Origin of the sequence: Streptomyces sp. RPT161, assembly GCF_027533845.1 — a bacterium.
Taxonomy (GTDB): domain Bacteria; phylum Actinomycetota; class Actinomycetes; order Streptomycetales; family Streptomycetaceae; genus Streptantibioticus_A; species Streptantibioticus_A silvisoli_A.
Genome location: NZ_JAPZVN010000006.1, coordinates 182,925 through 208,851 on the forward strand (window position 1 = coordinate 182,925; position 25,927 = coordinate 208,851).

General features: G+C 67.6%; 23 protein-coding genes and 9 pseudogenes. 18 read left to right on the forward strand and 14 right to left on the reverse strand.

What is annotated here, in order from left to right; genetic code table 11:
- Positions 1-49: 49 nt before the first annotated feature.
- Both O5O46_RS15525 and O5O46_RS15530 read right to left on the reverse strand, forming a co-directional pair.
- Entirely contained in the window at positions 50-394 is a 345-nt protein-coding gene (locus O5O46_RS15525) for a hypothetical protein (protein WP_269856010.1), read from the reverse strand.
- Positions 391-1,077, reverse strand: coding sequence for an RNA polymerase sigma factor (locus O5O46_RS15530; RefSeq protein WP_269856011.1), 687 nt, complete (start codon positions 1,075-1,077; stop codon positions 391-393). Before O5O46_RS15530 ends, O5O46_RS15525 begins: the two co-directional genes overlap by 4 nt.
- Positions 1,078-1,989: 912 nt before the next feature.
- On the opposite strand from O5O46_RS15530, the gene O5O46_RS15535 reads away from it, so the two are divergent.
- Positions 1,990-2,448 (forward strand): ATP-binding protein, encoded by a 459-nt coding sequence (locus O5O46_RS15535; protein ID WP_269856012.1) that lies wholly within the window; start codon positions 1,990-1,992, stop codon positions 2,446-2,448.
- A 235-nt stretch (positions 2,449-2,683) separates the two neighbouring features.
- Positions 2,684-3,274 (forward strand): annotated as a pseudogene (locus tag O5O46_RS15540) (TetR/AcrR family transcriptional regulator); the annotation flags it as partial.
- Between the two features lie 94 nt (positions 3,275-3,368).
- Here the strand turns inward: O5O46_RS15540 and O5O46_RS15545 are convergent.
- Positions 3,369-4,331: a quinone oxidoreductase family protein gene (locus O5O46_RS15545; protein WP_269856013.1), complete on the reverse strand. Its 963-nt coding sequence runs from the start codon at positions 4,329-4,331 to the stop codon at positions 3,369-3,371.
- Positions 4,332-5,142: 811 nt separating this feature from the next.
- On the opposite strand from O5O46_RS15545, the pseudogene O5O46_RS35500 reads away from it, so the two are divergent.
- Positions 5,143-5,753: pseudogene (locus O5O46_RS35500) on the forward strand (site-specific integrase); the annotation flags it as partial.
- A gap of 40 nt (positions 5,754-5,793) precedes the next feature.
- On the opposite strand, the pseudogene O5O46_RS15550 reads toward O5O46_RS35500, so the two are convergent.
- Positions 5,794-6,785 (reverse strand): annotated as a pseudogene (locus tag O5O46_RS15550) (GlxA family transcriptional regulator).
- Positions 6,786-6,837: 52 nt separating this feature from the next.
- On the opposite strand from O5O46_RS15550, the gene O5O46_RS15555 reads away from it, so the two are divergent.
- Positions 6,838-7,233 carry a cupin domain-containing protein gene (locus tag O5O46_RS15555; protein ID WP_269856014.1) on the forward strand — a complete coding sequence of 132 codons (396 nt, stop codon included), beginning with the start codon at positions 6,838-6,840 and terminating at the stop codon, positions 7,231-7,233.
- 443 nt (positions 7,234-7,676) lie between these two features.
- Here O5O46_RS15555 and O5O46_RS15560 read toward each other — a convergent pair whose 3' ends face one another.
- From O5O46_RS15560 to O5O46_RS15575, 4 genes are all read right to left on the reverse strand, one after another.
- The gene (locus O5O46_RS15560; RefSeq protein WP_269856015.1) at positions 7,677-7,877 is read right to left on the reverse strand and encodes a hypothetical protein; all 201 of its coding nucleotides are present in this window, start codon (positions 7,875-7,877) and stop codon (positions 7,677-7,679) included.
- Between the two features lie 202 nt (positions 7,878-8,079).
- A complete protein-coding gene (locus tag O5O46_RS15565; RefSeq protein WP_269856016.1) occupies positions 8,080-8,805 on the reverse strand; it encodes a class I SAM-dependent methyltransferase in 726 nt (241 codons plus the stop codon).
- Positions 8,806-8,993: 188 nt separating this feature from the next.
- On the reverse strand, positions 8,994-9,254 hold the full coding sequence (locus tag O5O46_RS15570; RefSeq protein ID WP_333482383.1) for a DUF6193 family natural product biosynthesis protein: 261 nt from the start codon (positions 9,252-9,254) through the stop codon (positions 8,994-8,996).
- A 222-nt stretch (positions 9,255-9,476) separates the two neighbouring features.
- Positions 9,477-9,851 (reverse strand): hypothetical protein, encoded by a 375-nt coding sequence (locus O5O46_RS15575; RefSeq protein WP_269856017.1) that lies wholly within the window; start codon positions 9,849-9,851, stop codon positions 9,477-9,479.
- A 299-nt stretch (positions 9,852-10,150) separates the two neighbouring features.
- Here O5O46_RS15575 and O5O46_RS15580 point away from each other — a divergent pair, with 299 nt between their 5' ends.
- Entirely contained in the window at positions 10,151-10,579 is a 429-nt protein-coding gene (locus O5O46_RS15580; RefSeq protein ID WP_269856018.1) for a VOC family protein, read from the forward strand.
- A gap of 70 nt (positions 10,580-10,649) precedes the next feature.
- Here O5O46_RS15580 and O5O46_RS15585 read toward each other — a convergent pair.
- A pseudogene (locus tag O5O46_RS15585) lies at positions 10,650-11,083 on the reverse strand (transposase); the annotation flags it as partial.
- Positions 11,084-11,291: 208 nt separating this feature from the next.
- Between O5O46_RS15585 and O5O46_RS15590 the strand changes: the two are divergent.
- Both O5O46_RS15590 and O5O46_RS15595 read left to right on the forward strand, forming a co-directional pair.
- The gene (locus tag O5O46_RS15590) at positions 11,292-11,501 is read left to right on the forward strand and encodes a hypothetical protein (RefSeq protein ID WP_269856019.1); all 210 of its coding nucleotides are present in this window, start codon (positions 11,292-11,294) and stop codon (positions 11,499-11,501) included.
- 94 nt (positions 11,502-11,595) lie between these two features.
- Positions 11,596-12,084, forward strand: a complete 489-nt coding sequence (locus O5O46_RS15595; RefSeq protein WP_269856020.1) for a hypothetical protein — start codon at positions 11,596-11,598, stop codon at positions 12,082-12,084.
- Positions 12,085-12,309: 225 nt separating this feature from the next.
- Here O5O46_RS15595 and O5O46_RS15600 read toward each other — a convergent pair whose 3' ends face one another.
- Complete coding sequence (locus tag O5O46_RS15600) at positions 12,310-12,924, reverse strand: TetR/AcrR family transcriptional regulator C-terminal domain-containing protein (RefSeq protein ID WP_269856021.1); 615 nt, start codon at positions 12,922-12,924, stop codon at positions 12,310-12,312.
- A 66-nt stretch (positions 12,925-12,990) separates the two neighbouring features.
- Here O5O46_RS15600 and O5O46_RS15605 point away from each other — a divergent pair, with 66 nt between their 5' ends.
- Positions 12,991-14,253: a beta-ketoacyl-[acyl-carrier-protein] synthase family protein gene (locus O5O46_RS15605; RefSeq protein WP_269856128.1), complete on the forward strand. Its 1,263-nt coding sequence runs from the start codon at positions 12,991-12,993 to the stop codon at positions 14,251-14,253.
- A 400-nt stretch (positions 14,254-14,653) separates the two neighbouring features.
- Positions 14,654-14,860: a hypothetical protein gene (locus O5O46_RS15610; protein ID WP_269856022.1), complete on the forward strand. Its 207-nt coding sequence runs from the start codon at positions 14,654-14,656 to the stop codon at positions 14,858-14,860.
- A gap of 128 nt (positions 14,861-14,988) precedes the next feature.
- On the opposite strand, the gene O5O46_RS15615 is transcribed toward O5O46_RS15610, so the two are convergent.
- Positions 14,989-15,531, reverse strand: a complete 543-nt coding sequence (locus tag O5O46_RS15615) for an acyl-CoA dehydrogenase (RefSeq protein ID WP_269856023.1) — start codon at positions 15,529-15,531, stop codon at positions 14,989-14,991.
- A gap of 49 nt (positions 15,532-15,580) precedes the next feature.
- Positions 15,581-16,060: pseudogene (locus tag O5O46_RS35505) on the reverse strand (hypothetical protein); the annotation flags it as partial.
- 1,128 nt (positions 16,061-17,188) lie between these two features.
- Between O5O46_RS35505 and O5O46_RS15620 the strand changes: the two are divergent.
- From O5O46_RS15620 to O5O46_RS15630, 3 genes are all read left to right on the forward strand, one after another.
- On the forward strand, positions 17,189-17,800 hold the full coding sequence (locus O5O46_RS15620) for a hypothetical protein (RefSeq protein WP_269856024.1): 612 nt from the start codon (positions 17,189-17,191) through the stop codon (positions 17,798-17,800).
- Between the two features lie 537 nt (positions 17,801-18,337).
- Positions 18,338-18,748, forward strand: a complete 411-nt coding sequence (locus O5O46_RS15625) for a hypothetical protein (protein ID WP_269856025.1) — start codon at positions 18,338-18,340, stop codon at positions 18,746-18,748.
- Between the two features lie 292 nt (positions 18,749-19,040).
- On the forward strand, positions 19,041-19,565 hold the full coding sequence (locus tag O5O46_RS15630; RefSeq protein ID WP_269856026.1) for a hypothetical protein: 525 nt from the start codon (positions 19,041-19,043) through the stop codon (positions 19,563-19,565).
- 124 nt (positions 19,566-19,689) lie between these two features.
- On the opposite strand, the pseudogene O5O46_RS15635 reads toward O5O46_RS15630, so the two are convergent.
- Positions 19,690-19,923: pseudogene (locus O5O46_RS15635) on the reverse strand (cytochrome P450); the annotation flags it as partial.
- 200 nt (positions 19,924-20,123) lie between these two features.
- Positions 20,124-21,023 (reverse strand): alpha/beta fold hydrolase, encoded by a 900-nt coding sequence (locus O5O46_RS15640; protein WP_269856027.1) that lies wholly within the window; start codon positions 21,021-21,023, stop codon positions 20,124-20,126.
- Positions 21,024-21,108: 85 nt separating this feature from the next.
- Here O5O46_RS15640 and O5O46_RS15645 point away from each other — a divergent pair, with 85 nt between their 5' ends.
- The 6 genes and pseudogenes from O5O46_RS15645 to O5O46_RS15665 all read left to right on the forward strand — a co-directional run bounded on the left by O5O46_RS15645 (position 21,109) and on the right by O5O46_RS15665 (position 25,307).
- On the forward strand, positions 21,109-21,699 hold the full coding sequence (locus tag O5O46_RS15645) for a TetR/AcrR family transcriptional regulator (RefSeq protein WP_269856028.1): 591 nt from the start codon (positions 21,109-21,111) through the stop codon (positions 21,697-21,699).
- Between the two features lie 198 nt (positions 21,700-21,897).
- Positions 21,898-22,923 (forward strand): annotated as a pseudogene (locus O5O46_RS15650) (ISAs1 family transposase); the annotation flags it as partial.
- A gap of 80 nt (positions 22,924-23,003) precedes the next feature.
- A pseudogene (locus tag O5O46_RS35510) lies at positions 23,004-23,120 on the forward strand (IS630 family transposase); the annotation flags it as partial.
- 63 nt (positions 23,121-23,183) lie between these two features.
- Positions 23,184-23,543, forward strand: a complete 360-nt coding sequence (locus O5O46_RS15655) for a hypothetical protein (RefSeq protein WP_269856029.1) — start codon at positions 23,184-23,186, stop codon at positions 23,541-23,543.
- Between the two features lie 356 nt (positions 23,544-23,899).
- A pseudogene (locus O5O46_RS15660) lies at positions 23,900-24,070 on the forward strand (IS5 family transposase); the annotation flags it as partial.
- 694 nt (positions 24,071-24,764) lie between these two features.
- A complete protein-coding gene (locus O5O46_RS15665) occupies positions 24,765-25,307 on the forward strand; it encodes a GNAT family N-acetyltransferase (protein ID WP_269856030.1) in 543 nt (180 codons plus the stop codon).
- Positions 25,308-25,927 lie beyond the last annotated feature (620 nt).

Sequence of the window (25,927 nt, forward strand, 5' to 3'; positions counted from 1 at the left end):
CGGGGCGTGGTGGGGGACGGCCGCGCTCGTCCGGCGGGTGGTGTCGGATTCACGGTTGTGGTGTGATCGGGGCCGGTTCCGCCGTGGACGGGGAGACGGGGCTGGGGACCGCCGGGGACGGTGTGCCGATCGTCGGGCGCGAGGGGTTCGCCGGCTCGGTCGGGCGGGACTGACCGCCGCGCACCGTGAGGAACACCAGTGCGGCCACGGCGGCCAGCGCCAGCGCGCCCAGCAAGGCGCGGCGGAGCACCAGTCGGCGGGGCGGTACCGTCGTCGTCGGCGGGCGCAGCGGCCGCAGGTCGCCGGGGCCGACCGAGTGCGCACGCGCGGCGAGCGCGGCCCGCAGCCGTTCCTCGATCGGCGCATGGGCCGTCCGGGTAGCAGACTCGTTCATCGCAGCCCCTCCAGACGTCGGCCGAGGGCGTCCAGGGCCCTGCTGGCAGTGGACTTGACGGCACCGCGGGACAGCCCCAGCGTGGTTGCGATCTCGACCTCGGTCAGATGCGACCAGTAGCGCAGCACCAGCACCTCCCGTTGCCGCCGGGTCAGCGTGCGCAGCGCCGCCAGCACCTCCCGGTGGTCCTCGTGCAGCAGCACGTCCTCCTCCGGGGCGGGCGCGTGCTGTTCGGGTGCGGGGGCGTGCGCCCGTACGGTCCTGCGCCGGCGCAGCACCGAGCGGGCCGCGTTGACGACACTGGTCCTCAGGTACGCCTCCGGGTCGTCGAGCGAGGCGAGCCGGTGACCGTGCCGCCGGAAGAGCGCGGTGAAGGCGTCCTGGACGACGTCCTCGGCCGTGGGCAGGTCGTCCACCAGCAGCACCGCGAGCCGGACCAGGGCGAGCCGACGGTGGTGGTACAACTCCTCGATTCTGGGCGGCCGTTCGGGACTGGCGAGGGCAGACGCGACGGTGCTGGTGCCCGTACCGGGGGGTGCCGGGTCGGCGGGGGCGTGCGTACGGCGGGCGAGCACGCGGGTCCGTAGCGCTCGCGTGAACCGCCGCCAGGGCGTGGGACGTTGCGGGCTGCCAGGCGCCCGGTCCCAGGGCCGGGCCGCCGCTGGTTGTGTGGCTGTCGTCATGGGTCTCCCGGAGCCGGGAGCGGGCCACCGCTGAACGACGGCCCGCTCCCGGCTCCCTGCTGCTCAGTACTGCTGCGGAACCGGCGCCGGCGTGGCGTCGCCGTGGTGCGGGCCATGACCGGGCCGCGCCGGTACAGGCGCGGGGCTCGGGGTGGCGTGCGCGGGAGACGACGGTACGGGGCTCGACTGGACGCGCGTCGGCGCCGGGACCGGCGCAGGCGTGGCCGGCACGGGCTTCGGCGTCGCCGGTACGGGCTTGGGCGTGGCCGCTACGGGCGCCGGAGACGCGGTGTGGACCGGCGAAGGCGCCGGGGCCGGGGCCGCGTGGCTGCCGCTTTGGGCCGCCTGGGCGGTGGCGGTGCCGGCGACGGCGAGTGCCGCGCCAACGGCGGAGACCCCCAGGGCGGCACGCAGCCTGCGGACACGGCTGGGACGGGATACACGGTGTGCGGACATGAGTTCCTTCGGTAGTTCGGAATCGGACATCGGGTCGAAGTGGAGGCCTCCACCCGGACAGACGTCCGACCCTGGCCGAGGTTGCAGGCGACGGCCGACGAATTTTTCGCAAGCGCGGTGGACGGCCACGGCCCGCACCCGCCGTTGTCCGACTGCCCCAAAGGAAGGTCGAGGCGATGCATGGCCTGGCCACCGATGACGCGGTGGCGGCCGGTGGTGACCACCAACTTCATGCGCCGTCCGGCGATCCTTGGGGTAGCCCTGGCCCTTCAGGCGCCACAGGTCCATGTCGAAGCCGGAGCTCTTGAAAGATGTGTCCTCGGGCTTCTTGTTCCCTTTCGAGTCCCATCGATTGAGAAACGAGTCGCCGCGCCAGTCGAGTTGGCGGGCGATTTCGGGCTCGTAGAAGTCCAGGATGCTGCGCAGGGCGTGGACGCGCCGGAAGGCGCCGGCAACGTGTTGACTGTGACCTGCGCCTACGCCCCATGCGTCTACCCGCGGCAGGCCGCTGCCCGGCGTCCGCCAGCGCCGGGCAGTGCCTGCCCCCTGGCGCACCGCCCGGAAGCCGCCGGAGAAGCCCGAAAGATCACCAAAGGGGTCCTGGCCCAGTGGAGAGTCACCGAGGAGGTGGCCGACTCGGTGCTGCTCACCGTCTCCGAACTCGTCACCAGCGCTGTGGAGCACGCCCGGCCCCCACTGAACCTGGAACTGGGCTGGGACCCCGGCACCCGGCGGGTGCACATCGAGGTTTCCAACGGAGGCCCTGCCGCCACGGACAGCGACTGGGCGGCTAGCTGTAGCCGCGGCGAGCACGGCCGCGGGCTGGAGATCATCGATCAGCTCACCACCGCGCACGGCGACCCCCAACAGCTCGGACCCGCCATCCACTGGGCCGACGTGGTGCCGCCAGCCTGACCTGACCACATCGCATGGCTCATCGCCCAGCCGAAGCCGCCTCCGCTCCCGCACCAGTTGTTTGTGGGGGCTAGTCACGACCATCTGCGAGCGCGAGCAGGCCGACGACGTCGGCGATCGGCTCCACCGCGCCTTCCCTCAACTGCCCGATGTGCCGGGCTGCCTGACTGCTGATGGTTGGAGGCAACCCCAGTAAAGTGGACCCGGAAGTCCAATTGTTCTCGGGAGCGGAATCATGCGGGATGCGCTGACACCGAAGGGGCAGGCCACGCGATTGCGCATCATCGAAGGCGCGGCCGAGGTCCTTCGGGAGAAGGGGGTCGCGTTCGCGACGCTGGACGACGTTCGGATGCGGACCGGGACAAGCAAGAGTCAGCTCTTCCACTACTTCCCTGCGGGAAAGGACGCGTTGCTGCTCGCGGTCGCGCAGTACGAGGCGGACCGGGTACTGGACGATCAGATGCCGCAGTTGGGGTGTCTGGACTCATGGGAAGCCTGGCACCGGTGGCGGGACGTCGTCGTGGAGCGGTACGAGGCGCAGGGCGATCACTGCCCGCTGAGCTCGTTGTTCCTGCAGATCGGCCGAAACAACCCGGGGGCCAGGGCCGTGGTCGTCGAGTTGATGAGGAAGTGGCAGGACAGCCTGTCCGCCGGCATCCGGGCGCTGCAGGAAAACGGGCTGCTGCCGATGTCCCTCGACGTCGACCAGGCAGCCGCCGCGATGCTCGCCGCTGTCCAGGGCGGAGTGTCAATCATGCTGTCCACCGGGAAATCCACACATCTGCGGGCAGCCCTCGACTGGGGGATCGTGCAGCTGCGGGCCGCTGGCCAACTCGGCGACTGGGACAGCGAGTTGGCCAGCGGCCGCGCGGGGCGGCCACCCGCACGAAGTTCCTCGGTTCGGGCAGACGGCCTGGCCGTCAGGGCAGGAGCAGCAGCTTGCCCGTTGTACGGCGGGATTCGATGTCCTCGTGCGCCTTCGCCGCGTCCGCGAGCGCGTAGCTGCCACCGATGTGCGGCTTGAGCTGCCCTGTCGCGGCGAGGTCGAAGACCTCGGCCGTGCGGCGGACCAGAGCGGCACGGTCGGGCACGTGGTCGAGGACGTTCGGATAGGTCAGCAGGATGCTGCTGGGAAGATCCATCGGGGTGAGCGAGGGGATGCCCATGAAGGGGCCGTAGTAGGCGTGTACCCCGTGGCGGCGCAGCGACAGCTGCGACGAACGGAACGTCGGGGCACCGCCGCCGTCGTACACAACATCCGCGCCCTCGCCGCCGGTGAGCTTGCGCACCTGGTCCTCGAAGCCCCCGCCGCTGGAGACGAGTACGTGGTCGGCCCCGGCCTCCTTTGCGACGGCGACCTTCTCCTGCCGGGAGACCAGCCCGATCACGGAGCCACCGCGTGCCTTGATCATCTGCGTGAGCAGCAGGCCGACCCCACCTGCGGCCGCGTGCACCACGGCCACGTCGCCGGGCTTGATCGAATATGACTCGGTGGTGAAGTGGTTCGCCGTCAGCCCCTGCATCATCAGTGACGCCGCCATCTCATCGGCGATGCCGTCGGGGACCTTGACCAGGGAGTCCGCGGGAATCGCGAGCAGTTCGGCGTAGCTGCCGGGGTGGTAGGCCCACGCGACCCGGTCGCCGACCGGCAGGGCGCGCACGCCGTCGCCGAGCGCGGTGACGTGGCCCATCCCCTCCACGCCCAGGGCGGTGGGGAGTGACCAGCCGGGCAGTGCGGTGGTCCGGGCGCCGATGTCCATGTAGTTCACTCCCGCCACACCGAGGCGGACCAGCACCTGCCCCGGGCCCGGAGTTGGATCCGGCACCTCGGTCCACGTCATGACCTCCGGTCCGCCGTAAGTGTTGATGAAGATCGCGTGCATGAAGAGCCTGCTCTCGCCGCTTGGTTGCCGCGTGGCCGGGGTGATCGGCCGCCACTGAGTTGGGCCGATACCGAGAACGTAGGACCGAAAAAATGGACCCGCAAGTCCAGAAAGTTGTCTGGTGTCGTGTGACACTCGATCATGACTTCCGAGCGCATCAGTGTTGTCGAAACTCACGAACGTTTCGAACGCCTCCCGTCGCCCTCGGATCGCTCCCAAAGTGGCGAGCAAGCGCTGCTCAAGGGGGTGAACGTGGGCAGAACGGCCTCCAACAACCGAGCAGTGCCGCGGCAGCGGCAATAGGGGAGCGGCGCCGTTGTCGTGCAGCGGGGCCGACTGCTGCATGCAGCAGGTCTGTGCATCAACCGGTGCTTTCGGCTGCTGCACTGGGCCTGCCGCACGAGGTCCGGCTCCGCGGCATGGGCCCGGCCAGAGGATTCCTCTGTGTCCGATGCTGCGATGTCTCTCTGGGCGTCTGCTGCAAGTGCTGCGGCGACGAAGCCAGGACCACCGACCAGGCGATCTGCTGGCGCTGCCTGCCCGCCGTCAGACCAACACACGTCTCGCGGGTCCGAACGCTTCCATATCCGAGCCCTTGCACCCGCTGGCCCAGGCCATCATCGGCATTCCTCGCCCCAACACCGGGTGAACTTGGGTCAGTCAGAACCCGCGCGTCCGGAAACTGCTGCGCGACTTGGCCGACGGAGCATCGCCCTCAGCCACGAGACCCTCGACAGCCTGCTGGGGTCACGGACGGTCGAGTACCTGCGCGGCCTGCTGGTCACTAGGCTGGCCGCGATCTCGCCGAGTCCTTGGACTGCTGTGGGGCACCTCCGCAGTCAACACTTGGAACTCCCGGCGGGCGGCAGTATTTTCCTCGCTCGGCTGGTGTCGCGAGCGCGGCTACGCGGGGCCGGTGGACATTGAGGACCTGGATTTCGCCGGTCGCCGGTGCCCGGTCAAAGTTAAGGCGCTCGGACCAAGACCCGCCAGGGGTCAGGCGAGCGAGGAGTTCGTGCTGGAGACCGAGAACTGGGACGCAGGCACGGACCGGCTGCTGCCCCGCCTACTCAAGGCCCTGCCCGTGGGCCGGTGTTCGTCACACATCGCCGCCCAGCGCGGGCAAGGTGTCAGCCCGCGCGACGTCTGCCCGGACACCGGCTTCACCCGGCTGTCGTACGGGCAAGCCCGCGCCCTGCTTGACCAGCACACTGCCGTGCGCGGGTCCGGCACCGGCTGGGACGTGCACGAGTACCGCCACTCCGGCTTGACCCACCTTGGCGAGGCGGGCGTCGCTGTTGATGCTGATGGCCGGGTCCCGGCACAAGAAGCCGGAGAACGTCCGCCGCTGTTTTCAAGCCCTCCCCGGAGGCCAGCGCCGAGCTCACCAGCCTCCTTGCCCCTGGCGATAGCCGACGCTGAGCGACATTCCCGTGGTTCGCCGGAAGAGGATGCCCCGCTGTCAATTCACCTCCGGCCCGAACCGACGCTTGTATGCCGATGGAGTGATGCCCGTCTCGCGGCGCATCAGCGCACGCAAATTGGCGGCGGTGCCAAGCCCGCTGCGCCTCGCGACCATCTCGAAACGGGACTCACCTCGCTCGATCAACCGGCACGCCAAAGCAAGTCGTTCCCCGTGAGCCACGTCAACGGCGTGGTTCCCAGTTGTGCCCGGAAACGGCGATGCAGCGTCGCTGGACTGACCGCCATGCGCGCCGCAAGGTCAGAGACCGTGAGCGGTGAGTCCAACCGTTCCTGGGCCCAGGCCAGGACAGGCGCCAGGGACTCTTCAGGCACGTCGGGCATGGGGCGCTCCACAAACTGCCGTTGTCCGCCGTCCCGGTGCGCCGCGAAGACCAGTCGCCGACTCACGGAGTTGGCGACCTCCGCGCCATAGTCGCGGCGGACCACATGCAGCCCAAGATCGAGCGCGGCCGCGCTCCCGGCAGCGGTGAGGATGTCACCATCGTCCACAAACAGCACGTCTGATTCGAGGTGGACAGAGGGGAAGCGGGCCCGGAAGGAACCAGCCCACTGCCAGTGCGCGGTGGCCCGGCGCCCGTCGAGGACTCCAGCCTCGGCCAGGGTGAAGGCGCCGCTGCAGAAGCCGACCAGGCGCGCACCGCGCGCGTGCGCCCGTCGGACGGCATCGAGTACGGCGGGGCGGCGGGGCACCTCGATGTCCGGGCGGTTGGGGACGATCAAGGTGTCGGCCGCGTCGGCCGCTTCCAGATCGGCGACTCCTGTCAGCGTGAAGAATCCGTCCCGCATCAGGGTGCGGGGCTCGGGGGAGCAGAGCCTGAAGTCGTAGAGATCACGGCCGATCTCCGGTCTGCGCAGACCGAAGACCTCGGTTGCACAGCCGAGCTCGAAAGGGTTCGAGTTCTCGTCCACGATCACGACAACCCGGTGTGCGCCCGCCGCGTGAACTGCGTGCGAGGATTCTTTCGCCATGTGCAATTTCTAGCACTCACGCCAGCCATGCGAAGTGGCTCAGGATGAGCCCATGCGTAACGAACCCATCCCCCTCAGCAAGGCTCTGGCCTCCTTCGATGCCCTGTGGAGTCCCCGTATCGTCACGCGCGTCAACGACTATGACGTGCGCATCGCCAAGGTCGAGGGCGAACACATCTGGCACGTCCACGATGACACCGACGAGTTTTTCCTGGTGCTCGACGGAGAGCTGCACATCTCCTTGCGCGAGCCCGATGGGGAGCGCACGGTCCTGCTCCCGCAGGGGGCGGTCTTCACCGTCCCCCGAGGTACGGAGCACAAGCCGCACGCTCCGTCCGGCGCCGCAATCCTTATGTTCGAGCCCACCGGGACACCGACCGTGGGCGATCGCCACGACGAGATCCCGGACCACGTGGACTCAACGACCGGTCACACACTCAACACCTGAGCCGACAGGCTTCGGACGCGCCCTTTCCAATGGCATCAGCCTCACACCGGGTCGGTTCCGTTCACCGACTGCCCGGCAAGAGCGGCGGGACTCAATCCGCGGCAGGTCTGGATCGCGCAGGGGGCGCATTCCGCCGGGCAGGTCGGGGAGTTGGAAGAAGCGCCGCCCCAGCATGTTGACGTGATGCTGGACGAACGGCGAGAAGCGGGTAGCGCGACCAGCGCGCCGATGTGACGGGGGATCACCAGGATCGGCACGGAGGTGCCGCCCGGCCCGACGGCCAGCGTCGCGCAACACCGCTGGGCCCGACGTATTGACCTTCTCGGCGAGGACTCCTACGGAGACCCCCATCTGTCCCTCCGCGCACCGAATTGCGCGACTCATCCGGAGGCCGTCGCACTTACGGCCTTGCTCATCTCACCACATGCGACGTCCACCGGTAGTTAGCCGGGCGTTGGTGCACGCAAAAACGACAGCACGAAGGTGTCCTCGACAGCCGGGAGGTGGTGGGCGTACTCGGCGCGGAAGACGTATCCCAGGCGCTCGGCCTGGGTGTCGAAGACCGGGTGCGCCCGCTGCGTTCGAGGGTCGGCCCTGAACGACAGACACGCCAGCACGTCCTGTCGAAGCTTTCGCGCTGACAACCACGCAGCCTCCCAGAAGTGGCTGCCTTGTGCCAGCCTTGGTATCCGATGCGGCCATGCGGCCCGTCTGCCGCTCGCACGATCCGGACTCGATCTCGTGACAGTGCGCTGTACGTTGTTGTGGCTGAAGGCTTCAGTGGGCTACTGCGGGTGAGAGTCGGCAAGCCCGGTGCTCAGCGGCTGGGCGGCAGAATAGCGACGGTCAGGGCCGCTGGGCGACGAAGACGAACTCCTTGCCCGGACGATCGGGTGCGTCCCGGACGTCTTGCAGCACATATCCCTGCGCCATCAGGTCTGCCTCGATCTCCTGACGCTCCCGGAATCTCAAGGTTGAATGGGACGTGAACTGCTGCCCGTCCGCAGCGAACACGTAGTTCCAGCGAAACGTCACCAGGGGCCCGCTCACCTCGACCAGCTCGACCCACCTCTCGACGTTGCCGACGTCCGGGATCTCCGTGACCCTGTGCGAGGCCGTGCGGTTCCACATCTCCCAGGCGCGCTTGGCCGGGTCTCGCGTCTCGAATACCAAATGACCACCGGGTCGCAGGGCTTCGTAAGCGCCCTTGAGCGTTCGCTGCCACGTGCGCGGGGCGACGATCTCCTGGGCGACATTTGCCGTCATGGTGACGAGGTCGACTTGCAGCGGGGGAAGAGCTGTTGTGTCACCGCAGGTCCAGCGAACCCGATCACTGCCCGGCTTGCTGCGGGCCACCTCAATGGAGGCTTGGGCGGGATCGACGCCGACGACCTCGATTCCGCGATCAGCCAGCAGGAGTGCGAAGACACCGGTGCCGCAGCCGATGTCCAGCACTTGCCTCGCATCGAGTTGCTGGGCGATGTTCAGGTAGGCGTGAAGGTCGCTGCGATCTGGATCAAGTGGGTCGTAGATTGCTGCCAGCCGCGGGTGTTCGAAGATCTCGTCAGCCATGCGTCCGAAGGTATAGCTGGTGGGCAGTCAACTGCTCTCAATTTCGCGGCGACTCGTTCTTCACAGCCACCGGCAGAGCAGCCGTCCCCTCGGCCGAGCCCCAGCCTCTTCGACTGGGCGCAGGGAGCTGGCAGGAGTCTCGGGGACGGAGAGAAGCCGTTCAGGTAGGGGCTGCTGGTAGTCCGAGATCAAGATGTCCTCTTGTGTTCCGACGAGCTCTCGGCCGACTCAAGGCGGTGCCGGTCCTTGAACTTCGCCTCGTGGGCGGGCCGCGAGTTAATCCGGGAAACGCACGAAGGTGAGTCCGCATCCGGGGGCAGACGTCGAATAACCATCGCGACGGCTGCTTCCGCTGTTGCCGTCGGACCTACTGACGCTGTCCGCAGTGGTCCCGCAACCCAGTAGCCGCCACCTGCGCGCGGCCCACCTCGAGCAATTCGCCGCTGCAGCCTCCCACTTCGCCGGAATACCCGGTCTGACGATCAGCGCCCCCGCAGCAGCCGAGGGGCAAGCCAGCGTCGGCCGCTCCCAGGCGGATCTCGAGCGTGCTGGCGCCCTGCGGGCCGAGTTTGGCGGCGTGCAGCATGCCCACCGGTCCACCGACCACGATCGCGACACCGTAATGCTGTGTCGAGGACAGTAAAGACTCCTACGCCCCTCGTCGTTACCGATCAGCCGATGGCCTTCGCGGCCACTGAGGCGCCGCTGTCAGGCCGGCTGCCACGGACCATGCCGCCGATGATGAGGAACAGGATCAGGCAGACGGTGGCCAGGATCCACAGGATGGTGTGAAACGCCGAGTCGTAGGTGCCGACGAGAAAGTCGGTGAAGCCGAAACGCTGTCCCGAACTGACCGCGCTCGCTGGCCCGGACAGGTTCCCACTGGCCAGTTCGTTGGCCACCTTTGACGGGTCCCCGGCGTCAGCGAACTGGCCTATACCGGCACGGATTTTGGACGTCAGGGTGGTGGCCAGCAGGGAACCGTATACTGCGACAGCGACTGCCTCGCTGCCCAGTCGAAGCGTATTGAGGAGGCCGGCTGCCATGCCGGCCTTCTCCGAGGCGATGATCTCCAGCGCCTGACCGTCGACCCAGACCTGCGGACAGCCCCATTCCGGCCCCGGTGACCAGCATTGGCACAGCCACGACGGCGATGGCGACGTGCTTCCCGAAGAGGGTGAGCGCGACGTCCCCAACGACCAGGCAGCCGAGGCTGAGGTAGATCGGTGGGCAGCGGCTGGCTACGGACTGTCCTGTAACTAATCTTTGCCATGAGGGTGGTTGCTCAGGACTGGATCTTGGGGATCCCCGGTGGGAGGCAGAGTCCCCCTGGTATGTTGCGCCGATGTCAGCGATCAAGAAGTTCCAAGTCACCTTCGACTGCGCAGAACCTGAGCGCCTCGCTCGTTTTTGGTGCGAGGTGTTGGGGTACGTCGTCCCGCCGCCACCGGACGGGTTTGCCACTTGGGACGATTTCAAGTGCTCGCAGCCGCCTGAGCAGCAGGATTCATGGTTCGCCTGCAGCGACCCCTCAGGTGTGGGCCCGCGACTGTACTTCCAGCGCGTCCCCGAAGGGAAAGCCGCTAAGAACCGGGTGCATCTTGACGTGCGGGTCGGCACCGGACTCGTGGGGACAGAGCGCCTCGCCGCTCTTGAGGCCGAATGCGCACGATTGGTCCTGCTCGGCGCGGTACACGTGCGAACGCTGTATGACGGCAATGATTCGTGCATCCCGATGCTGGACATCGAGGGCAACGAGTTCTGCATCGACTGAGCATTCTCCGAGCCGAAGAGATTGACGGGCCGCCTCCCTTGGGCCTCTCTGGTCTCCTATGGGGCGGGAGTTATCCCGCGAGGGCGAGGTTGGGAAGCCGAGCGATGCCGAGCATGGCGGTGTGAACGCCATCGCCTTTCAGACGGCAGTCGCGAAGGATCTTCCAGGCCTTCATCCGCGCGAAGACGTGCTCGACGCGAGCCCGGACCTTGCGGTGGGAGGGGTTGTGCTCCTCCTTCCTAGCTGGCGGGTCGGTCTGGCCGCGTCCACGGCGGTGCGGGATGAGCAGGCCGGTGCCTCAGTAACCGCCGTCCGCGATGACCGTGGCCCGGCCGAGGGCGGCCTTCGCACCGAAAGTCCCCACGCCTTGCAATCGTTGCGGTTGCCCGTGACTGGCCAGCCGACGGCGACGACGAGTCGGGTATCGGCGTCGATGACAACTTGGTGGTTGGTTGAGTATCGGTAGTTCTTCGACTGCTCGGCAACCGTATGATCCGTGTGGGGACCGCGCACCAAACCGGGATACAGCACCGGCACGGTGGCGTATGAGTCCGCGTACTACCGCCGCGGCGACACGTTCAAGGGCCAGTCCGTCGGCTGCGTTGTCCGCGATGTGCCGGGCGTGGTGAGCATTACTGTGGCCCCAACGGCAGGTCGGTTCTGCGCGCGCTCGCCGACTCGAAGAAGGCATCCGATAACCGCAAGGCAGTGTGTGAGAAGGCCCAAACTGACCCCGGCGGAGAAGGCTCGGGGCCGCACCTGGTGCGACGCCACCTACGAAGGCGGGACCTCCCTGTCGGCCAACCAGCGGGAGACCACTCTCACCACGCCCGCTGAACAGCGCAGCCAAGGCGGCCGGATCACCGCCTTCAAGAAGAGGTTCCACATCCTCGACCGCGACCCGTTCTACGTGATCGCCTGACACCTCCCGCTACGGTCAGTGGCCCCGGGCCAGCTGTTGCCCGGGGCCACCGCCTTAGCTTGGAAGCTGCTCCGCACGCCGTGAAGGGAGACACGTGACCCGTCCCGAGCCGGTCGCAGCGCACCAACTGGCCTTCCCAGCCGCCTATCTTCAGTACTGGGTCCAGTTCCCGCCTGCCGACGCCGTGCAGCTGTGGCGCGAGGATCTCGAGGAGTTCATCGAAGACCACGCTGACGACCCGCTCGCTGCCACCGACGACGGACAGTTCGTCCTGGTCGCCTGCGGAACCCAGCGCGGCGACGTTGACCTCACCGTCCAGTTCTTCACCCAGCCGCCCTCTGCGCCCGAGGCCAACTGGCAGGCCACCGTGGACGTCGACGTCATCATCGACCGCACTTTGGTCCTGGCCAACCCCGACGACGACCAGGAGGACATCCCCGTCCCCTATCCCCACGCCCAGCCCACCCAGTACAGGCTGCGGGTGCTGTACACCGACCGGCCCCAGGACTCCTACCAGCACTACCAACAGCAGGCAGCTGCACAGCTGGAGAAGAACATCATCCAGATCTGGCTCGCCCCATAGGCCTGGTGGCGGCAGGCGAGGTCTCCGCAATGCTTGGCCGGTCTTCCGGCGCTGTACGGTCACCGGCGGTGCGCGAGCAACTAGTTGTTGCTGGCAAGCAGGTTCTTGACGCCTTGCTCTAGCCGCAACAGTGGAGTTCGTGGGCGACGGCGACATGCTGACCGCGACAAGGCCGCCGTGGCGGGGGAACCGCGCACGTCGTCGTCGCCGGCCCGTTCGACTGAGCTAGCCGGGCTCGGGTTCGTCGTGGATGGTCAATGCTCCGGCGAGGTCGAGTTCGGCGACAGTGCCGTGTGCCCCGGCGCGGACGAGCAGCACTGCACCGAGCGCGGTGCTCCAGAACGTCCTGGTCTCCACGTCGAGCGGTCGGCGGGCCCTCCAGCCGCGACCGTCGATGAGCTGGCTCACGAAGCGCTCGGATTGCCGGAACAGCAACTGGAGGTGCTGGTCGACCACGGAGGCGAGTTCGGGCTTGGAGATCCCGGCGGCGAGTGCTCGCGTGACTGACGGGAGCGAGGGCATGGCCAGTACGGCGCGGGCGATGTTGCGCCGAAATGTCGCCGCGTCGGGGGCTTGGCGACCGATGCGCTCGATCCGTCGGGCGTCGTGCAGCAAGCCGAGAAAGGCGGCATGCACGAGCAGCGAGTCCTTGGAGCCGAAGTAGTAGGTGACCTGATTGGGGAAGACGCCTGCCGCGTTCGCGATCTCCGCCACGCTCACCTCGGCGCCGGGCCGTTCCTTGCAGAGCCGTGCGGTTGCCTCAATCAGTCGGCGCCTCGTCGCGCGACCGCGGTCACGCGACCGAGGCGACGTTGATCGAGCTTCGATTCGCTTCTCCACACCCAAATTGTATGTGATACAACAAGGCTCCGTTCGCTTGTATCGCATACAAGAAAGTTGAGGGGCATGTACCGGACTGAAGTCGTCGTGACCGGACTCGGCGCGATCACGCCACTCGGTGGTGACGTGGCGGCTACGTGGAACGCCCTACTTGCCGGCGAGTCCGGCATCCGCGGCGGCGTCCTGCGCGGCCACGAGGACGCCGGCCTTCCCGACACCGTCGCAGGCACGATGGCGATCGACCCCGCCGAGTTGCTGCTGCCGGTGCAGGCCAGGCGGCTCGACCGCTCGCAGCAGGCGGCCTTCGTCGCGGCGGCCGAAGCCTGGGCAGATGCAGGCGTCCCAGAGGTGGACCCGGACAGGCTCGCATCAGCGATCGGCACGGGCATCGGTGGCGTACGGACACTGCTCAAAGAAGATGACGTACTGGAGGCGGCCGGGACCCGGCGCGTCTCGCCACGTACGGTCCCGATGCTCATGCCCAACGCGGCGGCGGCGCTCATCAGTATCGAATACGGTGCACGGGCCGGGGTCTACACGCCCGTCTCGGCGTGCTCTTCCGGTGCCGAGGCGATCGCCCTGGGGGCCAGGCTCATCCGTGCAGGCGAGGCGGACGTGGTCATCGCGGGCGGGACCGAGGCCGCGATCACCCCGATCACCGTCGCTGGCTTCGCCCAGGCACAAGCGCTGTCGCGGCACGCCGACGATCCCGCGTCAGCGTCACGGCCGTTCGCCGCGGACCGCAGCGGATTCGTCCTCAGTGAAGGCGCCGCTGTCGTGGTGCTCGAAAGCGCCGAGCACGCCAGCGCCCGAGGCGCGCGCGTCCACGCGGTACTCGCGGGCGCCGGCATCGCCGCCGACGCTCACCACATCACGGCGCCCGCTACCGACGGCTCCGGTCAGATCTCAGCCATGCGAAAGGCCCTCGCGCAAGCCGGTTTGGCTCCCGAGCAAATCAGTCACATCAACGCCCACGCCACTGGAACTCCGGTCGGCGACGTCGCCGAGGCGCACGCGATCGGGGAGGTCTTCGGCCGCGCCACCGTGACGGCTCCTAAGGCGGCGCTCGGTCATCTCTTTGGCGCAGCAGGTGCGATCGAAGCGCTCATCGCCGTCCTCAGTGTGGAGCACGGCGTCATTCCGCCGACCCGCAACCTCACGGCGGTCGGGGTCGGTCCCGACATCGATCTCGATGTCGTCGCAGAGCGACGAGACGTCCCCCAGGAGGCTGTGCTGAGCAACTCCTTCGGGTTCGGTGGGCAGAACGTCTCACTTATCTTCACCAGCGCACGGCACCACGAGTCCTGTACGGCCTCGATCGCATCATGACCTACGCGAACGCACCGTTGCCCGTTTTCCGTGGAGGGTCGCCGCCGATGGATCGAACGTACTTGGCCGGGCCTGCACTCCCGCTCATCCCGGGCGAGAAGGACCGCGAAGTCGACCGGGCAGAAGGACGCCAGCGACCACTGCAGGCCCAGCGTCGCGTTCGTCGCCGCTGAGCAGATTGCTCACCTTGGCCTCGGCCAATGCCTCCCACGGCGGGCGGCGGCAGAGCGGCCATGCCTTATCTCGTGTAGTACAGGCCAAGGTGAGAGCGGTCAGCCTGGCAGCAGCCGGACATCAGCCTGCAGGCCGGTTCGATGGTGCGACCCCGCCCCTAACCGCGCCACGAGCCCTCGACCTCGCTGCCGTCGCAGCCCTGATCACCGAACGCACCGGACATCCCGTGCGCCGCGTCGTCGCCGACGACGAGGAGTGGGTGGCCGGACTGATCGAGCAGGGCCTGCTAGCCGACCGGGTGATGCTGCCGCTTGGCATGTTTCACGCCTCGCGGCGCGGCGAGTTCGCCGCCACCAGCCCGACACTGGAGAACCTGCTCGGCAGGCCCGCCACGCCGCTCGCCGAGGTCGTCCTGCCAGGCGCGGCATCCTGAGCCTGTCATCGTGGCAGTACGCGCTGAAGCCGAGCCGCGGCGGGCGTCTCAGCCCGCCGCAGCCGACTCGACCGGAGGCAGGGGATCGGCCTTCCCCGGGCACCCGCCTTGCCGCGCAAGGCTGCGCCTCACTCCCAGCTGAGTGCCGCGATGTAGTCCGGGCTGGCGATGCGGCTCTCGATGAGGTTGGGTGGGATGTCCATCTGTTCCACCACGTCCTCGGCCTGCGGGCGCAGCCGGCGGTGGATCTGGTCCAAGGTCGTGGACCAGCCATGTACCTGGCGTGGTGTCACCAGGGCGGACATCAGGTACCGCCCCGGCGCGGAGACCACCTGGTCGAGGCGGGCGGCACGAAGCAGGTCAGCTGCCACGGCACTGTCGGCGTCGTGGTCGGCCAGGGCTTCGACGGCCGCGCGAGTGGCGTGGGCGGCGGCGAGGGCCCGCGCGAGGCGGGACTGGTCGCCCCAGGCTTCGGTTGGGTCGACTCCTCCGGCAGCTCTCTTGTCCAGACGCGCTGTCAGTTCCGCGTGCAGCGCGCGCTCGTGCGTGTGAAACAAAGCGTCGAGGCCGTCCTCGCCCGGGAAGCCAGTGGCTCCCCTGGCTGGTTCGGGGGCGGGCTCTGCCGCCAGGGAGCGGGCGGCGTCCAGCAGGATCAGCCGGGTTGTCGCCACCTGCCGACTGGAACGCGGTGGTGAGGGCCTGGTAGTCGATGAGCCGGTTCTCCGAGAAGAAGCCGATCGCGCCGGTCGCGGAGCGGCAGCGTGTCACCGCCCGGTCGGCGAGCCGGTCGACCGCGGCGTTGGTGAGCGCGAGGGTCCGCATCACCTCGGGTGGCGGCCCACTGCCTTGTCCAACTCCGGTCGGTATGTCCCAGCAGGCGCTCGTCACGCGGCGAGCGAGAACGGTGGCGGCATACGCGTCCGCCGCCGCGCCGAAGAGCAGGCGTTGCTGGTCGAGGTGGTCCAGTGCCGCGCGCTCGCGGCCGTCGCGGTCGACGGTGTTGCGGCGCGCGGACGCATGCCGACCATCCGGAACTGCTTGCCGCCCCGAGTGCCCGAACGCACCGACATCGGACATCCCCCCGGGGCGGGGAGAAGGAAACGTCATGCCCGAGTCAAGCTGGCTGCGCGGGCGAACCGTCATCGGCGTGCACGGTCTCGAAGTTTCTACCAGCGGCCGCTGTCCCCACTGCATGACCATCGCGGTGTCCGTGCGTGCAGAGCAAGGGCCATTCCACCGAACTCCAAGCCCTGATCGACGCGGTTACCACCCGGCAAGGCATTGATCTGTACCGCCCGGTTTGACGAATCGTCGATAATAACCCCAAGGCACCTACAACCCAACGAAGTTCACTTGTGAGGCTTGCGGGAACGGGCCATGTGAGCTGCGATTGGGCGGGGGAGGGGCGTGCCGGAGTGCCGCCGCGTATACCTTGAAGTGCCAGCCCGGAATACTTACCGGTCGGCTTAGGCACAGGTCTTTCAGGGCCTCGTCAACAACCTGGTCGACCTCGAGCCAGTTTCATTGGAGCAGGCGCCAATGACCATAGCTCCCGTGCGGGTGAACCCTGGGCAGACGGCGAGGACACGCACGTCGTGCGAAATTCCGTTCACACAGCGGTAACTTGAGGTCGCGTAAGGGAACGTGCGCACTCGGCGCTGGTCGTCGCCGCCACCGCCGTCCTCACCTCGGGTGTCCCTGATGGCCTGCTCGGCAGGCACGCTGGCCCCGTGCCCTTGATCCAGCTCCACAAGGTCAGCTTCTTCTGCTGGCTGGCAGTGACCGGGCCTCCACGAATTGGCCCACATCCGGCGGTTGCCCCGCCTCATCGGCGTCGGCCCTGCGTAACGCCCCCGCCCGGTACGGACCTTCGGCTACCGGACGGGGCCGCCGCTGGTCCGTGCTGGCCCTCGCCCTCGGCGCCGGACTGGCCGTCGCACCCGCCGGAATGCACTTGGCGTCCGGGTGGTGACGTTAGCGTCAGGCGATGCGCACCACACCGTCGCCGGCACTGTGGTCAACGAGACAGTGGCACCGCGTGACCAGGAGCAATGATCATTAGAGGCCCACAGGTCCCAGGGAAAGCGGGAGATCGGCATTTTTTGTTGGCGCGGAGTCTGGCGCCTTGGCGGTCGGATTGGCACCATGATGGCCACCCCGCACAGTGGTGACGCAAATGACTCCTCGCGCCAGTCGCACCACAGTTGTCATCCGCCCGGGCTCCAACCGCGCCAACAACTACCGCACTTCGGCATCGCACAAACTCTGCGCCGCGTTCCTTCCCCCCTCACGTGGAAGGCCCTTCCGGCTTTCCGAAAAGGAGAAACAGTGGCCACCACCGCGAATCCGGAGCATGTCCCCACCCGCCACACCGCATCGCCCTCCTTAGCCGCCCTGCGCCGGTTGCACGCCGCCGCGGCGGTTCGCATCGGCTTCGGACTCGTCTGGGCCATCGACGCGTCGTTCAAGTGGCTACCAGCGTTCATCCACGGCAAGACGCTCAGCGATGAGTTGGGCAAGGCCGCCGCGATCCACACCCCTGTCATCCACCAGTGGATCCAACTCTGGCACGACGCGGGCACGGCCGACCCCGGTGCCTTCGCCGTGGGCACGGCGCTGGTCGAGAGCTGCATAGCACTCGGCATGATCTTCGGTGTCTTCACCAACCTGGTCTTCATCGGCAGCGCTGTGTTCTCGTTCGGTATCTGGTCGGCAGCCGAAGGATTCCACTTGCCGTGGACCAAACCGGGCATCACCGACCTCGGGCCCTCGGTGGCCTACATCTTCGCCTCCCTCGCGCTGTTCACCGCCTTCGCCGGCGCGACGTGGAGCCTCGACACGCGACTACGTCCCGCCCTGGGCAGACTGGCCTGGCTCGCCAGTCCCACCGCCGCAGAGGTCGCCGTCCGCAGATCCCCCGGTACCGCAAGGACAACATGACGCCCAGCCGTCTCGACCTGCTGGTCATGCCCTTCAGCCGCCGCCGGTCGGGACATCCCCGGGCGGCGGCTGTACCTCATCGTCATGAGGAGGGCGCCATCGCCTGTCAACACGTAAGGGGCCACTGAGCGGGGGAGTTTCGGTCAAGGGCGCGCTGTCGTCGGCTGGCTCACCACTGTGCGTTCCGGCATCGAGTGCTGGTCGCGCGAGGCACGCCGCTACCCCGGGACAACCCTTCAGGCACACCACTCGATATCAGCGTCCGAGCGGGTGGTCGCTGGTTGGGAGCCGACAGATGGCTCTGTCACGCCAGCGGCCCCCAGCGCGGCACCCCGGAGGAACGGCCATCCAGGTGGATCCGGAATCCGCACGGCGGTCATCTGAGGCGGCTCGGGCAGGGTTACGTCACCATCGCCGAGAGGCGTACCAGCGGGCGTAAGACAGGTCCCGGTCCGTGGCGTAAACACTGGAGGCGCCGAACTCCCCGCAGTGGTGGGAGGGGAGCCGTCGCCTCCCGACCGTCCAGGAGGTTCGTGCATGCGCGTTGCCTTCCGCGCGCGGTACCCGACACGCATGTGCGCAGCCTTGTTGTGCCTGGCAGTGGCCTGGATCCATGTCCAGGACCAAGGCGGCTTCCCAGGCAACCGGACCCCTGACTACGTCGGCATCGGCTACTACATGTTGGAAGCAGCCGCCATCCTTTGCGCGGTACTGCTCATCGTGGGCAGGCCGGACATGCTCCTGCGCGGGGGCTGGCTGTTGTCCCTGGGCATCGGGATCGGCCCCGTCGCCGGATACCTACTGTCGCGCGGTCCTGGCCTACCGGACTACACCGATGACCGGGGCAAATGGCTCGAGCCTCTGGGCGTGGCCAGTCTCGCTGTGGAAGGCACGCTGATCACGCTGGCCACGATCGCGGTCCTAAAGGACCGAAAGTCAAGGTCCTGATCAAACCAGCGGCCCCACTTCAATCGCCGCTAAGGGCTGTCTGGAGTCGCGAGTAGGAGCCTTCAGCCCCCAGATCGTCGCACCGGCGGCCCTCGGAGACCTTGACAATGCCCGAAGCGGTAGAAAGCCCGGCGCTCCTCGGTGCAAGCAGCCGCAGAAGTTCAATGCGAGCGGCCACTCAGGTCCCTATACGGATACGATGAGCGCGCTGGCCCAATCGCGTCCACGAACCGGCGCAGGGCCGAACCGCGTCCTCCCTTCCCCCTGAACACGGTGACCAGGAGAGTGCTCCGTGGCCGCGCTGACCAAGCCTGAGTCGTCCCACCCAGACGACGAGGACACATTGCGTAATGCTTGGCGGGACTGCCGCAACTGGTGGTCTCAACGGGCCACCACCGGCCAGAAGGTAGCCACAGTCGCTGCTGTTGCCGCCTGCGTCGCCACGACGGGAGCCATACTCGCCCACTCCCTAGGGCTGTTCTCCGCGGTCGACACTACCGTCAGCTGGACGCACGGCACATACACCGTCCCGCAGCAGTGCGCAAAGGGCGGGATCCTCCCTATCAAGATCAACAATGGTGCACCTACTGGCTCCACAGTCCGGGTAGAGGACCCCTACTACTTCGCCTCGCTTCCCCTCTACCGCTCCGGAAACTCTGACGCCTCCACTCCCGCCGTCGCGGTCCCCGCTCACGGCAGTGTCACGGTCTACCTCAAGCTGGGCGAGGCGTCCTTGGAATGCACCAACGACGCTACAGACGTGCTCAGGGTCGAATCCGACAGCCCGTCAAACCCGCCCGAGCCGCTAATTAATTGATCATTAATGACGGCACCGCGTCCTCGGGTCGGGACCACTGTTTGCCCCGTCGTGCCGGGAAAGAACCGAGTAGAGTCGCGTCTGATGGCAGGACAAACTTTCGGAGCCGTCCACGGGTTCGCGGTCACACGTCCCAGGTGACCGGGAGGCTTTTCACGCCGTAGATGTCCGCGGTCTCCGGGCACAGGCCAACTTCTTCAGCCGTTACGGCCAGGCGCAGCGTGGGGAAGCGGTTGATCAACGCGGGGAATGCGACCCGCATTTCGACGCGGGCCAACTGCTGGCCCAGGCATTGGTGGATGCCGTGGCCGAAGGCGAGGTGCCCGCCCTCCTGCCTCCGGAGGTCGAGCACGTGGGGCGGTCGGCGAGCGGCTGGGGCTGGACGCCTCGGTACGCGGCAAGCTGGAACCTTTGCGGGCGAAGATGACCAAGCTCGCCGCCCTGGGCTGGCTGCACAAGCGGGGCGACGGGCGGTTCACGGCACGTCCGTAGGCGCGCGGGGCGGGCCCGTAACTGACGGGTCCCGACGGCAATGGGGATCGCCCTCCTGCTAAAGCACTAACGGCCGCTGAAGAAGTCGGTGAGGGCGGCGGCGACGGCCCCGGGCTGCTCCTCGGGGATGTAGTGACCGGCGTCGGGCACGATGACGCCGGTCACGTTCTCGGCCCACGGGTTGATGGAGGCCGCCATATCCGGGATCGAGCCGTGGCTGCTGGAGATTCCGAGGACGGGCGCGGTCAGTCGCCGTTGCTCAAGTGCCGCGCGGTTCTTGCGCGCGGACTCGGCGGCGTCGCGGTAGTAGGCGAGGCCGGCGCGCAGGCCGCCATCGACGGCGAGGGCCGCGCCGTAGTGGTCGAGCTCTGCTTCCTCGAACGCGTCGGGCGCGAGGGACTTGGTCTTCAGGAACCAGCTGATGTACTCCCGCTCGCGGCCGGCTATCAGCGTCTCGGGAAGATCGGGCACCACGTGGAACGCGAAGTGCCAGGTCTTGAACGCCAGAGTCGGGTCGAGGGGGATCGCTTCCGGCATGGTGATACCGGGAATTCCGGCGTCGAGCAGCGCGACCCCGTGCAGTCGGCTCTCGTAGTTCAGGGCGAGGGAGAAGGCGACCCAGGCGCCGATGTCGTGCCCGGCGAGCCAGTAGTCCCGCACGTCGAGAGCGTTCACGGCTGCCTGGATGTGCGCGGCGACCGTGTGCGTGTCGTAGCTGAGTTCCGGATGCTCGGAATTGCCTTGGCCCGGCCGGTCGATCGCTATGACCCGGAACCGATCGGCGAGAGCAGGCATGACCTTTCGCCAGGCCCACCACGTCTGCGGGAACCCGGTGAGCAGGACGACGGCCGGTCCGTCCGGCCGACCGCCTTCGACGGCGTGCAGGCGGACGCCGTCGGCGTCGACCCAGCGGTGCGTGAATCCGGCCAGGTCATGCAGGGGCAGGGCGGGGATGGGGTTGGTCATGGGAATCCTCCATCGAGGCGGGTGGACCGTGATTCGACGCTAGCACGTCTTGAACTGATCAGTCCAAGATGGGAGGATGGGCCGCATGGCAGGCAAGAAGCAGTTCGACATGGACACGGTGCTCGACGCCGCGATGATCCAGTTCTGGCGCTCCGGCTACGCCGACACCTCGCTCGACGACCTGTCCCGGGCGACCGGCCTGAACCGCAGCTCGATCTACTCCTCGCTCGGCGACAAGGACGCGCTCTTCCTTCGCTGTCTGGATCGCTACGCCACGCGCTACGGCGACAAGTTCGACGCCGCCCTCTCGTGCGCGGCCGAGGACCCCGTCGCCGCCGTCCGTGCGTTCTTCGACGTCACCCTGGGGCGCATCGCCGATCCCGCCGTGCCCGACGGATGCCTGATGGCCCAGTCGGTCATGGCGAGTCCGGCGCTGAGCCCGAGCGTCGCAGAGCATGTCAAAGAGTTGTTCGGCCTCCAGCGCCCGCGCCTGCGCGCCGCGCTGAAGGCCGGCGGAATGTCCGACGAGAACGCCGAGGACTTCGCCGTACACGTAGCGGCCGTGAACCAGTCTCTCGCGGTGATGGGTAGGGCCGGGGCGAGTCCGGAGCAACTCCGGGCGATCGTCGGCGTGACCGTCGACGCGCTCGCGCGGGCGTTGAGACCGGTCGGATAGCTGGCATATCAGTGCGCCGCGGGCCCGGGCGTGCTACCACAGGCCGTGGCGAGATCGCGGAGGTCTTGCACGGCGCGGCCCGGCGCGGTTCACAATGAGAGACGCGACACCTGATGATCAAGGTTCTCGGGCGATGGTGGCCAGGGTCCTGGCTCCGCCGAGCACGGCCACCAGGCACAGCGCGAGCTCGGGCTCGCCTCCAGCACACCGAACGCCTCCACACTGGGACGACTCCTCGCTCGTCTGGACGGCGACGCCTTGGACGACGCCGTGGGCGCTTGGCTTGCCCGGTACGCCGCCGACCCGGTGGACGAACCCGGCGAGACACTGATCGGCCTGGCCGTCGACGGCAAGACTGTGCGTGGATCCCGCACCGACGGCATGGCCGTCCACCTGCTCGCCGCCGCGCTGCACGGCTGCCAGACCGTGATCGCCCAGCGTCAAGTCGCCGCGAAGAGCAACGAGATCCCCGCCTTCGCCCCGCTGCTGGACCGGCTCGACCTGCGCGGCGTCGTCGTCACCGCCGATGCGATGCACACCCAGCGCACCCACGCCGAGCACGTCATCACCGCCGGCGGCCACTACCTCCTGGTCGTCAAGGGAAACCAGAAGAAGCTGCGCAAGCAGTTGCGGCGCCTGCCCTGGCGGGAGATCCCGCTGCAGGCCCGCACCACCGGAGCCGGGCACGGCCGCCACGAGGTCCGCCGCCTGAAGGTCTGCACGGTCCAGCCCGGCCTGCTCTTCCCGCACGCCGTCCAGGCCATGGAGATCAAGCGCCGCCGCACCCACCGCAGGACCCGCAAGGTCCAGACGAAGACCGTCTACGCGGCCACCAGCCTGTCGCCCGAGCAGGCCCGCCCGGCGCAACTCGCCCAACTCGTGCAAAACCACGGGCCGTTGAGGCCCTGCACCTCGTCAGAGACATCACCTATAGCGAGGACGCCTCGCGAGTGCGCACCGGCACCGCACCCCGTGCCATGGCCACCCTGCGGAACCTGGCTGTCGGACTCATGCGCCAAGCAGGCTGGACCAACATCGCCGCCGCAGTCGATCACTACCGGTCACGCCCCCAGCACGCAACCGGCATGCTCGGACTCACAGCTTGAGAACGCATCGCCCCTGTCATACACCCCAGGCAGAGCGCCGAAACCTCAAGTCCGGTGGTTCCGAGTCGGGTGTAGCGCACGCTCTCCTCTTGTTTGGCAGGCAGTCGCCATGGAGTAACACCCCAGCAGGGATAGTCTGCGGAGCAGAACAGAAGTACTTGACGGGGAACGCGACGCTGTATGGACTGCCGCCCGAGTATGAGGTATCCGCAAGGAGGCGGGCTGACCGCGTAGCGGCGGGCGTTTCGCGAGTACATCCGTATGCGGGCGGCCGTGTTGTTCGCTCTGGGACACGACAATGCCGTGGTCGCCAAGCGGTTTGAGGGATGCCAGGGGAACGCAGTTGAGGTGATCCGTTCAGCCCGGCACACTTGCCCGATGAGTCACAGCACACTGCCGGGCAACTGGGACGGCCCCTGGTACCGCGTCCCCACGGAGCACTTTGAAGCCGCTTTCCTGCCGAACGCTGGCGAGGATCTGGAGTCCGTCGACAACGTCGATGTCTTCGTGAACCTAAAGGACGGCTCTCGGTTGAGCGCGACGATCATCACGCTCAACCAGGTCGAGGTCATCATGGCGAGATGGGCCGAAATTGGCGAAGCCCTGGGAGGCCGCTACTTCTGGTGCTCGGACGGACTCATCGTCCGCGACGCCGGCATTAGCAACATGACCAGGGTCCTGATCGGTCTGGCTGAGAACGGCAAGCTCACGCAAGTGCTTCGCCGTCTCGATGACTGACCACGGCTCCTTCAGCTGAGCTATCTCGTTCTGAAACGATCAGCGAAAGTGTGCTTTGCTCCAACTGGCCTGCATTAGCGGGCCTTTGGGTGGCAGGAGGACTTGGAGGCGGTGAGGTTGGAAATGCCTTCTGCGTCAGGCGACGCAGATGACGGCATGTGCAGGTCGTTTCCGTCCGTGCACTCTTGTCCGGTCCCAAGGCGCCCCGACCCATTCCTGTTTGCGCCCTGGGGACACGCCGTGTGGCGGTACTACCGAAGCATGACGCGACAGCGCCCGTATTCCAGCGATCTCTCCGATGCCCGCTGGAAGGTGATGGAACCCAGTCTGACGGCCTGGCTCAAGGTGATCCTACGCGCCGGGTCGTGGAGAAAACGTTTGGCTGGTTCATGCACCACCGCAGGCTCGCCCGTGACTACGAAACCCACCCCCACCGCTCGGAAGCCATGATCTACCTCGCGATGATCGACCTCATAAGCCGACGCCTCGCCCGAGAATCCCCCCGAACTGGCGTGACACGCACCTGAACTTTGAACCAAACACCACTCCGGGATAAAACGCTCCTGTAGGCGAGGAGCCACGTCCCGACGCAGGCTGCGCTCGCGCCAGCGGCGAAGTATTGCACCATCATGACGGTGGATGGCTGGTTCTCCGGGCGCTTACCGTGCTCGTTGCGGTCCAGGATCATTCGGACCAGCTCTTTGCGCCGGCCCACTTGTCCCCGTATCAGGGCCACTGTCACGAGGGCGCAGATGGCCAGGATGCTCTGAGCGTCGGACCCCTTGACGAGGGCGTAGATCCAGGCGGCGTCAAGGAGATCTCCACCCGGAGTGCACCTCCTCGGCGTCAGCGCACACCCGACTGGCACTGAGCGACCAGCAGGACCGCGACCTCATCTGTTGGAGGGCCATCTGGAGCGCTGGCGCTGCTCCCTGTAGATGCTCGGCCGCCTCTTGCCGAACTGGCGCAGCAGCGCGTGGAGTTGCTCGCCGGTCGAGTTGGTTCGCGGCGGCCCAGAGCGCGTCGAGTTCCCGGCGACGATCTCACTCGCGCGCCTGTTGGCCAGCACGAGGGCCAGCGGGTGTGGAGGAACGGGCTCCCCGCACCCGGTCGGAGTAGGTCACCGAGGCTGGCTGTGAGAGGCCCCGGAAACCCTGGAGAGCCGATGAGTGTCTCCGGATATCCTGCCTCGTCCGGAACAGGCCAGGGAGGTCCCTCACCATGAGCAGTGCCACGTCGCCCTTTCCCGATCGGATCGAGCTCACGGGGGAAGGCCTCGTCCTGCGTGACTGGACGGAAGCGGACCTGGCCGCGATGCCGGAGCTGTTCGACCACCCCGACATCGCGTACTGGACGCCGATCGTCTCTCCCTTCGACGAAGCAGCCGCCCGCGCACGACTCGACCGGGACCGGCAACTGCGGGCGGAGGGCACGGCCATCCTGCTCGCCATCACAATCGACGGCCGCACACCGCTCGGCGAGGTGATGCTGCGACGTGCCCCCGAGGGCACAGAGCTCGGTTACGCGGTCGGCCCGACGCACCGCGGTCGGGGGTTGGCTGCGCGGGCGGTGCGGGTGATGGCTGCGTATGCCTTCGAGCAGCTGGGCGTGGAGCAAGTGATCCTGGAGTTGGAGGCCGAAAACGCCGCCAGCGTCGCCGTGGCCACCAAGGCGGGCTTCAGCCTGCTCGATGTGCCGCTGATCAAGGGGGAGGAGAAGGGACGGCCCTTTGCCCTGCAGACGTGGGGATTGAATCACCACTGATCCTCAGTCTCCGTTCCCTCAGCTCGACGAGCAGCGTGTCCACGTGCTCCTCCTCGACGCCGCACCTTCGATTCTCCAAAAGGCCGCCCGTCGGGCAGGTATGGAACACGTCTTGTGGCGGACCCGAAGGCCGGAGGCTCCATTTGCGGAGCCACGAAAGCGGAATCGAGAGGGGTGGGGCGGCGGCCAATCGATCGTGCCCGTGGGCGTGCCTCGTGTGCCGTTGGTGGCCTCCAGCCGTATGGGGGGCGCCCCACGTGGGCTGGAGGTCGTGGCCGGTGCCGAGGTTCTCGCGTTCGGTTTCGCTCGGCGTCATGGGCCGTTGCAGGGGCCGGGGCAGGGTCTCGGGGGGTGCCTCTATGTCCTTCGTCAAGCCCGTTGCTGTCTTGCGGTGGTTGCCTAGGGCAGGCGGGGTTCGTAGACCGCGCGTCGCGGAGCATGGCGTACAGGACGCTGATGCGGTGGCGGGCGAGGCGGAGGAGGGCTTGGACGTGGGTCTTGCCGTCGCGCTGCACGACCCCGCCTCCGGCATCCCCCGCCCTCCCGCACACCGGCTCCCACCGGTGCGGGCGAGATTTTCGGCAAGGGCGGGTCTTCGCGCAGGAGCTGGGAACCGGCTG

Excerpts from the sequence above, each read along its gene's own strand:
- O5O46_RS15525 (WP_269856010.1), bottom strand. The coding sequence starts at position 394 with ATGAACGAGTCTGCTACCCGGACGGCCCATGCGCCGATCGAGGAACGG.
- O5O46_RS15530 (WP_269856011.1), bottom strand. The coding sequence starts at position 1,077 with ATGACGACAGCCACACAACCAGCGGCGGCCCGGCCCTGGGACCGGGCG.
- O5O46_RS15545 (WP_269856013.1), bottom strand. The coding sequence starts at position 4,331 with ATGCACGCGATCTTCATCAACACTTACGGCGGACCGGAGGTCATGACG.
- O5O46_RS15555 (WP_269856014.1), top strand. The coding sequence starts at position 6,838 with ATGCGTAACGAACCCATCCCCCTCAGCAAGGCTCTGGCCTCCTTCGAT.
- O5O46_RS15565 (WP_269856016.1), bottom strand. The coding sequence starts at position 8,805 with ATGGCTGACGAGATCTTCGAACACCCGCGGCTGGCAGCAATCTACGAC.
- O5O46_RS15575 (WP_269856017.1), bottom strand. The coding sequence starts at position 9,851 with ATGGCAGCCGGCCTCCTCAATACGCTTCGACTGGGCAGCGAGGCAGTC.
- O5O46_RS15580 (WP_269856018.1), top strand. The coding sequence starts at position 10,151 with ATGTCAGCGATCAAGAAGTTCCAAGTCACCTTCGACTGCGCAGAACCT.
- O5O46_RS15605 (WP_269856128.1), top strand. The coding sequence starts at position 12,991 with ATGTACCGGACTGAAGTCGTCGTGACCGGACTCGGCGCGATCACGCCA.
- O5O46_RS15625 (WP_269856025.1), top strand. The coding sequence starts at position 18,338 with ATGCGCGTTGCCTTCCGCGCGCGGTACCCGACACGCATGTGCGCAGCC.
- O5O46_RS15640 (WP_269856027.1), bottom strand. The coding sequence starts at position 21,023 with ATGACCAACCCCATCCCCGCCCTGCCCCTGCATGACCTGGCCGGATTC.
- O5O46_RS15645 (WP_269856028.1), top strand. The coding sequence starts at position 21,109 with ATGGCAGGCAAGAAGCAGTTCGACATGGACACGGTGCTCGACGCCGCG.
- O5O46_RS15655 (WP_269856029.1), top strand. The coding sequence starts at position 23,184 with ATGAGTCACAGCACACTGCCGGGCAACTGGGACGGCCCCTGGTACCGC.
- O5O46_RS15665 (WP_269856030.1), top strand. The coding sequence starts at position 24,765 with ATGAGCAGTGCCACGTCGCCCTTTCCCGATCGGATCGAGCTCACGGGG.